An 11,838-nucleotide genomic window follows, 5' to 3' on the forward strand; every position below is an offset into this window, starting at 1 on the left:
TTTTAATACAAAAACCGCCCAATTTTGATAAAATTTGGCGGTTTTTTGTTGTTTTTTACGTTTTTTTGGTATCTTTGACCCAAAATCAAATATCAAATTTATGGACATTAAAGACATACAAAATCTTATTAAGTTTGTATCTAAGGCTGAAGTTTCAGAAGTGAAATACAAAACTAAAGATTTCGAAATCACTATTAAAACTCCATTAGCTGGAAGCGATGCTGTTTACGCACAACCTGCAGTTTACCATACTGCTCCTCAGGCTGTAGCTGCTCCGGCACCTGTTGCAACTCCGGCTGCTGCACCTGCTGAAAAAGCTGAAGCGGCATCTGATGACAGCAAATATGTAACGATCAAGTCTCCAATGATTGGTACTTTCTACAGAAAACCATCTCCGGATAAGGATGTATTTGCAAATGTAGGTGATGAAGTTTCTGTTGGTAAGGTAGTTTGTGTTATTGAAGCAATGAAATTATTCAACCAGATTGAATCTGAAATCAGCGGAAAAATCGTTAAAATTTTAGTTGACGATGCTACTCCTGTAGAATACGACCAACCTTTATTCTTAGTAGATCCATCTTAAGGAATTTTAGATTAAAGATTATAAATTTTAGATGGAACCTTTCATTTAAAATAATTTAAAATTCAAAATTTATAATTTAAAATTTCGGAGAGATGTTCAAAAAAATATTAATAGCCAATCGTGGCGAAATTGCAATGCGTATTCTACGTACTTGTAAAGAAATGGGAATTAAAACTGTTGCTGTATATTCAACGGCAGATAAAGACAGTCTTCACGTAAGATTTGCGGATGAAGCTGTTTGTATCGGCCCTGCAATGAGTAAAGATTCTTATCTTAAAATCCCTAACATTATTGCAGCAGCGGAAATTACCAATGCTGATGCTATCCACCCTGGATACGGATTTTTATCTGAAAACGCTAATTTCTCAAGAATTTGTCAGAAAAACGGTATCAAATTCATTGGTGCTTCGCCTGAACAAATTGAAAAAATGGGAGATAAAGCAAATGCCAAAGCGACCATGAAAGCTGCAGGAGTACCTTGCGTACCTGGTTCTGACGGGCTGATCGATTCTTATGAACATGCTGTACAGCTTGCTGAAGAAGTAGGTTATCCTGTTATGATCAAAGCTACCGCTGGTGGTGGTGGAAAAGGGATGAGAGCTGTATGGAAAGCTGAAGATCTGAAGGAACACTGGGAATCTGCTATTCAGGAAGCTGTTGCTGCCTTTGGAAACGGAGGTATGTATATGGAAAAACTGATTGAAGAGCCTAGACATATTGAAATTCAGGTTGCAGGAGACCAGTACGGTAAAGCTTGCCACCTTTCTGAAAGAGACTGTTCTGTACAGAGAAGAAACCAGAAATTAACAGAAGAGACTCCATCGCCATTCATGACAGATGAACTTCGTGAAAAAATGGGTGATGCCGCTGTAAAAGCCGCAGAATACATTGGATATGAAGGAGTGGGAACTATTGAATTCCTTGTAGACAAGCATAGAAATTTCTATTTCATGGAGATGAATACAAGAATCCAGGTAGAGCACCCTATCACAGAGCAGGTAATCGATTATGACCTGATCAGAGAGCAAATTCTTCTGGCTGCCGGAACTCCGATTTCGGGAGTAAACTATTACCCTAAATTACATTCAATCGAATGTAGAATCAATGCTGAAGATCCTTATGCTGACTTCAGACCGTCTCCGGGAAAAATCACAGGATTAAATATTCCTGGCGGACACGGAGTAAGAGTAGACACTCACGTTTATTCCGGATACAGCATCCCTTCTAATTACGATTCAATGATTGCAAAAATCATTACTACGGCTCAAACCCGTGAAGAAGCTATTGCAAAAATGAGACGTGCATTAGAAGAATTCTATATTGAAGGTGTAAAAACTACAATTCCTTTCCACAGACAACTTATGGATAATGAAGATTATCTTGCAGGAAATTATACGACAAAATTCATGGAGGATTTTGTAATGGATAAGAAATATGACAATCACTAAAAATAAAAAGCGACTTCAGACTGAAGTCGCTTTTATTTTTATATAACTTTCGGTGCAGTTTCTCAAATGATCTTCCGAACTGCCAGATACTCTTCTGAACAGACATAGAATGGCTTAATCTAAGGCTTTCAATATGTTGCAAGATTAAGTCTTTTATTACTAACTTTGCCAAAAACCAAACATATGTCAACAGCAGAAAAAACAAAAAACTCACAGTATTTTATTGACCTTGAAGACAAGCATGGAGCACACAATTATCACCCTCTTCCAGTAGTTCTGGATCGCGGAGAAGGTGTTTTCGTCTGGGATGTAGAGGGCAAAAGGTATTATGATTTTCTTTCAGCATATTCTGCGGTGAACCAAGGGCATTCCCACCCTAAAATCGTAGAAGCATTAGTAGAGCAGGCTAAAAAACTGGCTTTAACTTCAAGAGCTTTTTACAATTCTAAACTGGGAGAATACGAGCAAAAGATCACTACACTTTTCGGATTTGATAAAGTGCTTCCGATGAACTCAGGAGCTGAAGCCGTAGAAACCGCGGTGAAGCTTGCCAGAAAATGGAGCTATGAAGTAAAAGGTATTTCAGAAAATGCGGCAAAAATCATCGTTTGTGAGAACAACTTCCATGGTAGAACCACTACCATTGTTTCTTTCTCTAATGATCCGGATGCCAACCAGAATTACGGTCCTTTTACTCCCGGATTTATCAAAATTCCCTACAATGACATTACAGCTTTAGAAGAAGTTTTAAACAGAGAAGCAGAAAATATTGCAGCATTCCTGGTAGAGCCTATTCAGGGAGAAGCCGGCGTATATGTTCCGGATGAGAACTTCCTTAAAAATGCATCTGAACTGTGCAAAAAACACAATGTGCTTTTCATTGCAGATGAAGTTCAGACGGGTATTGCAAGAACAGGAAAACTAATTGCATGTCACCATGAAGAAGTACAGCCGGATATCCTGATTTTAGGAAAAGCACTTTCCGGAGGAATGTATCCTGTATCAGCTGTTTTGGCCAACGACAGCATTATGAATGTAATTAAGCCGGGGCAACATGGTTCTACATTTGGCGGAAACCCAATTGCCTGCGCTGTAGCAGTAGCTGCTTTAGATGTAGTGGCAGATGAAAAGTTATCTGAAAGAGCAGAAGAACTCGGGCAATTATTCAGAACAGAAATTGAAAAACTTACTGAAAAAACAGATCTTATTACCAAGGTAAGAGGAAAAGGTCTTCTGAATGCTATTCTGATCAATGATACTCCTGAAAGCTCTACGGCATGGAACCTTTGCCTGCAGCTAAAAGAAAACGGATTGCTGGCCAAACCTACCCACGGTAATATCATCCGACTTGCTCCACCATTGGTTATTACAGAAGAACAATTGCTGGATTGTGTGAAAATCATTGAAAAAACGGTATTAGAATATTCAAAATAACATTGGTAGATATTATTATTCCGATATATAAGGAAATGCCTGAGAGAGATGATTTGATTGCACTCAATCAGGTATTTCAAATTTTAGGACATTATAAAATCACATTTATACATCCTGAAAGCCTCCCTCTTAAAGCTTATAAAAGTTTTGAGGCTACCTTCCTGAGTTTTGATGATCAGTACTTTAAGGGGATCTACGGTTACAATCAGCTTATGATGAATCCTGACTTTTATAAAAGTTTTTCAGAAAAATACATACTAATTTATCAAACTGACTGTTTTATATTTAAGGATGAATTGATACACTGGTGCCAAAAAGACTACGATTATATTGGAGCACCCTGGCTACGAAGTGCAGAAAACATTCCTTTTTTTAAATTATTTTTTGATAAAACCATATCCGGGATCAAATCTTTGATCAACTTTAAAGGAAACGGAAAATGGCAAAAGGACAAATCTCTTCTTTACAATGCCGTAGGAAACGGAGGCTTGTCTTTAAGAAAGAGAGAAACCTTTATAAAAGTACTTGAAGGAATCCCTGAAGTAGTAAAAATTTATCTGGATCCTAAAAATTCCGGGCAATTTTACGCTGAAGATGTATTTTTTAGTATTGAGCCTGAAAGAAATGGTATAGTTTTTTCTAAACCTAGTTATAAAGAGGCCTGCCTTTTCTCTATTGAGAACAAGCAGGAGAAAGCAATGAACATCAATAAAGGAAAACTTCCTTTTGGCTGCCACAGATGGAATAAGGAGAAAGACTTCTGGAGACCTTATTTTTCTGAAGCAGGATATTCAATATAGAAATGAACAACTTTAAAGATAAAAGTATCATATTAGCGGTTCCCAATCATTTTGGATTGCCAAAGGTTTTTAAAAAAAATCTTGAGTATCTTGGTTTTAAAGTGTTTACTGTAGAACACGACTGTTTACAGGTAAAACTTAGCGCTGAAGAATCTTTGATTCATATATATAAGAAAGCATTCAGCAATAACAAAACATTTAAAGCTAAAGTACTGGCCGAAAAAAAGGAACTTCCGCAGCTGTTTTTTCTCGATAAAATCAGCCAAGCGGATTACGCACTGGTTATCCGTCCGGATTTATTCAGCAAAAACGTTTTAGCAAAAATTCAGAAGAAAAGCTCTTATACGGTAGCCTATCAGTGGGATGGCATGCAGAGATTCCCTCTGGCTGAAGGGACCATAAAATATTTTGACCGTTTTTTTGTATTTGATGAAAGGGATACGATAAGATATCCACAGACCAAACATATTCATAATTTTTATTTTGATTATCTGCCTGATCATTCCGAGATCAAACAGGATTTGTTTTTTGTCGGAACCTTTATGAAGGACCGTATTGAGGAACTTTGCAAAATTTCTGTATTATTTCAGGAAATGAATCTGAAGACGAACATCAATGTCATCTACAACAAAGAAAAACATATCAAAAAATATCGTGAATACCCTATCCATTTCACCAAAACCGGTATGAGCTTCGAAGAAAACATGAAAAATGCAAAGGCTTCAAGGATCATTCTCGATTTTCAAAACTCCATTCACAATGGAATTTCATTCAGAGTCTTTGAGGCGGTAGGTTTCAGAAAAAAATTAATTACCAATAATGAACTGATAAAAAAATACAGCTTCTATAATTCCAGCAATATGTTTCTCTTAAATGATCATAATCTGTCTGAAATTAATGATTTTTTAACAAGAGACTATACTGAATCTTCTGAAAAAACTTATGAAAAATATAGTTTTAAAAATTGGATCACGAGCATTTTAACACAATGAAAAAGAAAATTTTATTTATTGCTCCAGATTATTATGGATTTAATGAAGTGATCTTTAACGGGATCAAAAAGCATACAGACTTTGATGTTTCAATGGCTATAAGTGCTACCAATGAAAGATACAGATATCGAAATTTTTATGAAAGGTTAGAAAACTTTTTCTCCAAAACTTTTCTGAGAAAAAATTTAAAAAACATCAAGAAAAGAGAGCACCTGATCAGACAGATGAATCAAAGTGATTTTTATGATTATATCCTGGTCAACCGTCCTGATATTCTGGATCAGGAAATGTATGACATTGTACAGAAAAAGGGAGGAAAAAAAATAGTTGTCTTCTGGGACAGTTTTAGCAAAATAGACGGTCAAAAGGAAACAATCCCCTACTATGATCTGGCTTTTAGCTTTGATGCTGATGACTGTAAAAATTACAATTTAAAAAAAATCAGTAATTTTTATTTTAATGAAGAACTGTATTCACCCAATCCGGTTCATGAGATCGTTTTTTTAGGAACCTTTGATAAACGTTTTGATGATTTAACCCAAATCATCAATCAGATGAATAAAGAACATATAGATATCAAATCTTTTATTTATCATCCCCGTGATTTTAGTGTAGATCCACAAATTGAAAATAATATCATTAAAATTCCTAATATTATTCCATTCAATGAATCTTATAAGGTTAATGAAAAAGGGAAAATATTATTAGACCTTGCCCATGAAAACCAATCGGGATTATCCTTCAGGCCTTTTGATGCTTTAGGATCAGAAAAAAAACTGATTACAACAAATAAAGCGATTAAAAATTATGATTTTTACAATCCTAATAATATTTTTGTAATTGAAAATATTAACAATATACAGATCCCTTCCGAGTTTTTCACAAGTCCTTACGAAAAAGTAGAGAAAAACATTAGGGAAAAATATTCTTTTAAAAACTGGATAAATACCATTTTAGACTTATGATCTCAAAAAAACTATATTTTGTCTGCCCTACTAATCCTCATCCTTCAGGTGGAGTAAAACAAATCTACAGAATGGTGGATATCCTTAATAAAAACGGATTCAATGCAGCTGTAGTACACAAAAAAGCAGGTCATAGAGAACAATGGTTTCCCAATACAACAAAGGTCGTTCATAATCCTTATCTGTTTAAACTGATTAAATATCTGAATAAAAACAAGCTGAGTGTTTCTAAAAGATTAAAGCTAATGTTCCTGAAAAAGACCAGTTTCAGTATCGAAGCAGATTCAATCCTTGTTTTTCCTGAAATTTACAGCAATATCAGCAAGATAGAACCTCATACCAAAAAGGTAATTTTTAATCAGAATTGTTATTACTCTTTCAATGGGTTTCCTTTAGGAACTTCTCCTGAAGAATTTCCCTATAATCACAATACCACATTGGGTACTATTGTAGTTTCTGAAGACTCCAGGAATTATATTCAGGCTGCATTTCCCGACACCCCTGTCCACAGAATACATCTTGGCATTAATGCTGAGATTTTTAATTTTTCTGAGAAAAAGGAAAAAACAATAACCTTCATGCCCAGAAAATTAGCTGAAGACAGTACTCAGATTCTTAATATTTTCCAATCCAGAAATCCTGATTCCGGATGGAAGATTGTTCCTATTGATAATAAGAGTGAAACAGAAGTTGCTGAACTTCTTAAACGCTCAGCATTATTCTTAAGTTTTAATCATAAGGAAGGATTTGGGCTTCCTCCAATAGAAGCAATGTCTTGCGGATGTTATGTAGTTGGTTATCAAGGTCAGGCCGGAAAAGAGTATTTCAAACCGGAATTTTCATCCCCTGTAGAAGATGGTAATATTATTGAGTTTGTTCAAAAAATAGAAGAAGCTATTGGTGCTTACGAGACTAATTCCCGGGAATTTCTTCAAAAAGGGCGGGCTGCTTCTGATTTTGTTTCGGAAAACTATAATTTCAGGAATGAAGAAAGGGACATTCTCCGTAGTTGGAATGATTTTATGAACAGAGTGAATTAAAACAATATACAATAAAAAGCCGGCTTACAACCGGCTTTTTATTGTATGAACCCTTATATGTTTGCTTACACAAAGAATCTTCATCTGTTTATTGTTAAAATCCCGCAAGATTCAATGGCAAGAAGTCTTTTATTCAGGGATTCCTGAGGACATTGTAAAGGAAGTTGGAATCTATATTATAAATCCTCGGTAAACGCATAATTTTAAGTAAATTTGCAAAAATTAAAATTGAAAATGGAGAAAGTAAGAGTACGTTTTGCTCCAAGTCCTACAGGACCTTTACATTTGGGAGGCGTAAGAACCGCATTATATGATTATCTTTTTGCAAAGAATCAAGGCGGAGAGTTTGTATTGAGAATTGAAGATACAGATACTGCAAGATACGTAGAAGGAGCTGAAGAATATATTGAAGAAGCTTTAGAATGGTGCGGAATCATTCCTGATGAGAGTCCTAAGAAAGGAGGAAAATTTGCTCCTTACAGACAATCTGAAAGACGAGATATCTATGACCGATATACAGAGCAGATCTTAAAGACGGATTATGCTTACATTGCTTTTGACACAGCGGAAGAACTGGATGCTATACGTGCAGAATTTGAAGCTAAAGGTGATGTTTTCTCTTATGATAACAAAACAAGAAACCGTTTAAGAAACAATCTTGCACTTTCGGAAGAAGAAGTTCAGCAGTTACTGGATGCTAAAACGCCCTATGTTGTAAGATTTAAAATGCCTGTTGACAGAATATTAAATCTGGAAGATATCATCCGTGGAAAATTCTCAGTAAATACCAATACGCTGGATGATAAAGTGCTTGTCAAAAATGACGGAATGCCAACCTATCATTTTGCTAACATCATCGATGATCATGAAATGGAAATTTCTCATGTAATTCGTGGTGAAGAATGGTTGCCATCTTTAGGTCTGCATACCTTATTATATGAGGCAATGCAGTGGGAAGCACCACAATTTGCTCACCTTTCTCTGATTTTAAAACCCGAAGGAAAAGGAAAATTAAGCAAAAGAGACGGTGATAAATTCGGATTCCCTGTATTCCCTCTTGATTTCAAAGACCCTGCAACAGGAGTCGTTTCTAAAGGATACAGAGAAAACGGTTATCTTCCTGATGCTTTCATCAATATGGTGGCTTTATTAGGATGGTCTCCTGCAGATGATAAAGAAATTCTTCCTCTTGAGGAAATGATTAAAGAATTTGATCTTCATAAAGTACATAAAGCGGGAGCCAGATTCAGCAAAGAAAAATCAGAATGGTTCAATCATCAGTATATTCAAATGAAATCTGATGAAGAGCTTCTTCAGATTCTTAAAAACACAGATCTTGATCTTTCAGCTGTTTCAGATGAGAAGCTACTGCGAGTCATTCAACTGATGAAAGAGAGGGCTACTTTTCCCAAGGACATCTATGAAAATGGAAAATTCTTCTTTGAAGCACCTGTTTCATATGATGAAAAAGCCTCTAAAAAAGCATGGAACGAAGAAACTTCTGTTATTTTGGGAGAACTTGCCACAACATTAGAATCTGCAGACTTTAATGCTGAAGCACTGAAACAAACGGTTCATGATTTTGCAGAAAGCAAAGGACTGGGAATGGGTAAAGTGATGATGCCGTTGCGTTTATCTTTAGTAGGAGAACTGAAAGGACCGGACGTTCCGGACATTTTGGAAATCCTTGAAAAAGAGGAAAGTATCTCCAGAATCAAGAATGCTATTAATAATTTTAAATAGGTTAACATAATTTTTCATACATTTGAAAGATTTAATTTACTTCAAGAAATGGAATATTTAAGTTTCGAACTTCCTATCAAAGAATTGATGGATCAATACCAGACCTGTTCTTTAGTAGGAGAAGAAAGTGGTGTTGATGTAAAATTAGCATGCAGCCAGATTGAGGATAAGATTTTAGAAAAGAAAAAAGAAATCTATGAAAATCTTACACCTTGGCAAAGAGTACAATTGTCCCGTCACCCGGACCGTCCCTATACATTGGACTATATCAACGGAATGGCTGATAAAGGCAGTTTCTTAGAACTTCATGGAGACAGAAATTTCGCTGATGATCCGGCAATGATTGGAGGATTGATTACCCTTGATGGTCAGAGAGTAATGATCATAGGGACTCAAAAAGGAAGAACGACTAAAGAAAGACAGCACAGAAGATTTGGGATGCCCAATCCTGAAGGATACAGAAAAGCTTTAAGACTAATGAAGCTTGCTGAAAAATTCAATATTCCTGTGGTGACTTTGGTGGATACACCGGGGGCTTACCCAGGATTAGAGGCTGAAGAGAGAGGACAGGGAGAAGCTATTGCAAGAAATATTTTTGAAATGGTTCAGCTTAAGACTCCGATCTTCACTTACATTATCGGTGAAGGAGCCAGTGGCGGAGCATTAGGAATTGGTGTTGGAAATAAAGTATATATGTTGGAAAACACATGGTATACTGTAATTGCACCGGAAAGTTGCTCTTCAATCTTATGGAGAAACTGGGACCACAAAGAAGATGCAGCCAATGCATTAAACCTTACTCCACAGGATGCATTAAGAGAAAAGTTTATCGACGGAATTATTGAGGAACCGCTTGGAGGTGCTCAGTATGACCCAGAGACGACTTATTTAAATTTAAAAAATTCTATTTTACAAAATATCAAGGCTTTTTCCAAATTTACAGGACAGGAGCTTGAAACCCAGAGACAGGATAAATTCATTGCAATGGGCCAGTTTAAAGGATAAAAAAATAAAAAGGTTAAGAAATGATTTCTTAACCTTTTTTTTAGCTTTTATTTTCTTCTTCTAATCAGCAACATTGAGTGCAATTTCAATATCCTGAGTAATTTTCTTTAACGAAGAATACTTGGCATCGCATACCATAGTAGTCAACACATATTCTCCTTTATCTATCAGAATAAAGTTTTGTCCGTTAGCCGGAACACTTAGATTGTAATATTTTTTCCCACTGATTTTCACTACCAGATTACACTTTGACCTATTCTTAATATTGATATAGGCTTCATTTTTATTGATGTCATTATTAAAAATATGGGTAAGCATTGCTGCCGTCTTTTTATTATCTTCACTTGGTTCTGATTTTGAAACCCCTGCCGTTTTTGCAGTACTTACTGAAGCATAATTTACACTCCTCTCTTCTTTTAGGGCATTGATGGCCGCAGCTGTATTATTTGCTACAGAAGGATTAGCAGCAGAAGCCTTATTGGCGGTAATCACTTTACCACTATTCAATTCATTATTTTTAACGATCTTCTCTATTTTCTCTTTACTGATAGGTTTAATGGTAGGTTTGGCCTCGGGAGAATTATCGGCCATAATAATTTCCATCAGTTTTCTTTTGAAATAATCGGTTTTGGCATGACCGGGATTTTGTTTCAGAAAGCCTGCCACTACTCTCGCTTCTTTTGAAGTTTCCGCTTCCTGTTCCGTATAAATGATGACCGTTTCTTTTTCTACAACAGCTTTAGATTTCGTTTTTTTCTTTTTTTGGGAAAAACCAAGAGAAAAAATACATACAAACAGAAGAAGGAAGAGTTTTTTCATTAATTAAAACTTTAAAATAGTATTAAATATATTAATAACGTGAAAAGTCATTTTTTAGTTTATCATTAAAATCATTATCTTTGCACTGCTCTAAAATTAAGCTAAAAATTAATACTAATCTTAAATAAAAAATAATAGATATTATGTCTTATACACCAGTTGCTGCAGACGTAGCTAAATTAAGAAACCAAACAGGTGCAGGTATGATGGACTGCAAAAAAGCTCTAGTTGAAGCTGAAGGAGACTTCGAAAAAGCAGTAGATATCCTTAGAAAAAAAGGACAAAAAGTTGCTGCTAACAGAGCTGACAGAGAATCTACTGAAGGAGCTGTAATCGCAAGAGTAAATGAAGATAACACTTTAGGTGCTATTATCTCTTTGAACTGCGAGACTGACTTCGTTGGTAAAAATGAAGCTTTCGTAGAACTAGCTTACGAATTAGCTGAAATGGCAATCTTTGCTGCTACTAAAGAAGAATTATTAGCTACAGATTTCCACGGAATGACTGTTGCTGAGAAATTAATCGAGCAGACAGGTGTTATCGGTGAAAAAATCGAAATCGGTACATTCGAAAGAATCGAAGGACCATTCCTAGGTGCTTATATCCACGCTGGAAACAAAATTGCTGCCATCACTTCTCTTTCTGCTAAAGTAGACGGAGCTGACGAAGTTGCTAAAGCTGTTTCTATGCAAGCTGCTGCGATGAACCCTATCGCTCTTGACGAAACTAAAGTTTCTCAGGAAACTATCGACAAAGAATTAGAGATTGAGAGACACAAACTTACTGAAGAAGGTAAGCCTGCAAACATTATCGATAATATCTTGAAAGGTAAAATGCAGAGATTCTACAAAGACAACACTTTGGTACACCAAGACTTTATTAAAGACTCAAGTATCTCAGTTGCTGATTATGTAAAATCTGTAAATGCAGATCTAAAAGTAACAGGATTTATAAGAGTAAGCTTATAATTAAGTTATCTTTTCAAAATAACAATCCCGATGAAATTCAT

General features: G+C 35.7%; 11 protein-coding genes. 10 read left to right on the forward strand and 1 reads right to left on the reverse strand.

What is annotated here, in order from left to right; genetic code table 11:
- Nucleotides 1–100 precede the first annotated feature (100 nt).
- The 9 genes from accB to JO178_RS18145 all read left to right on the forward strand — a co-directional run bounded on the left by accB (nt 101) and on the right by JO178_RS18145 (nt 10,010).
- Entirely contained in the window at nt 101–583 is a 483-nt protein-coding gene (accB, locus tag JO178_RS18105) for an acetyl-CoA carboxylase biotin carboxyl carrier protein (RefSeq protein WP_047098782.1), read from the forward strand.
- A gap of 92 nt (nt 584–675) precedes the next feature.
- Complete coding sequence (accC, locus tag JO178_RS18110) at nt 676–2,031, forward strand: acetyl-CoA carboxylase biotin carboxylase subunit (RefSeq protein WP_291938796.1); 1,356 nt, start codon at nt 676–678, stop codon at nt 2,029–2,031.
- 183 nt (nt 2,032–2,214) lie between these two features.
- Nucleotides 2,215–3,465 carry an ornithine--oxo-acid transaminase gene (gene rocD, locus JO178_RS18115; RefSeq protein WP_291938798.1) on the forward strand — a complete coding sequence of 417 codons (1,251 nt, stop codon included), beginning with the start codon at nt 2,215–2,217 and terminating at the stop codon, nt 3,463–3,465.
- A gap of 35 nt (nt 3,466–3,500) precedes the next feature.
- Nucleotides 3,501–4,265 carry a DUF5672 family protein gene (locus JO178_RS18120; protein WP_291938799.1) on the forward strand — a complete coding sequence of 255 codons (765 nt, stop codon included), beginning with the start codon at nt 3,501–3,503 and terminating at the stop codon, nt 4,263–4,265.
- Nucleotides 4,266–4,267: 2 nt separating this feature from the next.
- Nucleotides 4,268–5,257 carry a hypothetical protein gene (locus JO178_RS18125; protein WP_291938801.1) on the forward strand — a complete coding sequence of 330 codons (990 nt, stop codon included), beginning with the start codon at nt 4,268–4,270 and terminating at the stop codon, nt 5,255–5,257.
- A complete protein-coding gene (locus JO178_RS18130) occupies nt 5,254–6,222 on the forward strand; it encodes a lipopolysaccharide core biosynthesis protein rfaS (RefSeq protein ID WP_291938803.1) in 969 nt (322 codons plus the stop codon). Before JO178_RS18125 ends, JO178_RS18130 begins: the two co-directional genes overlap by 4 nt.
- Nucleotides 6,219–7,262, forward strand: a complete 1,044-nt coding sequence (locus tag JO178_RS18135) for a glycosyltransferase (protein ID WP_291938805.1) — start codon at nt 6,219–6,221, stop codon at nt 7,260–7,262. Before JO178_RS18130 ends, JO178_RS18135 begins: the two co-directional genes overlap by 4 nt.
- Nucleotides 7,263–7,496: 234 nt before the next feature.
- Complete coding sequence (gltX, locus tag JO178_RS18140) at nt 7,497–9,005, forward strand: glutamate--tRNA ligase (protein ID WP_291938806.1); 1,509 nt, start codon at nt 7,497–7,499, stop codon at nt 9,003–9,005.
- A gap of 48 nt (nt 9,006–9,053) precedes the next feature.
- Nucleotides 9,054–10,010, forward strand: a complete 957-nt coding sequence (locus JO178_RS18145; RefSeq protein WP_291938808.1) for an acetyl-CoA carboxylase carboxyltransferase subunit alpha — start codon at nt 9,054–9,056, stop codon at nt 10,008–10,010.
- A gap of 60 nt (nt 10,011–10,070) precedes the next feature.
- On the opposite strand, the gene JO178_RS18150 is transcribed toward JO178_RS18145, so the two are convergent.
- Nucleotides 10,071–10,829 (reverse strand): DUF6759 domain-containing protein, encoded by a 759-nt coding sequence (locus tag JO178_RS18150; protein WP_291938810.1) that lies wholly within the window; start codon nt 10,827–10,829, stop codon nt 10,071–10,073.
- 143 nt (nt 10,830–10,972) lie between these two features.
- On the opposite strand from JO178_RS18150, the gene tsf reads away from it, so the two are divergent.
- Nucleotides 10,973–11,797, forward strand: a complete 825-nt coding sequence (gene tsf, locus JO178_RS18155) for a translation elongation factor Ts (protein WP_291938812.1) — start codon at nt 10,973–10,975, stop codon at nt 11,795–11,797.
- Nucleotides 11,798–11,838 lie beyond the last annotated feature (41 nt).

The organism is Chryseobacterium sp. (assembly GCF_019236175.1).
Classification (GTDB): Bacteria; Bacteroidota; Bacteroidia; order Flavobacteriales; family Weeksellaceae; genus Chryseobacterium.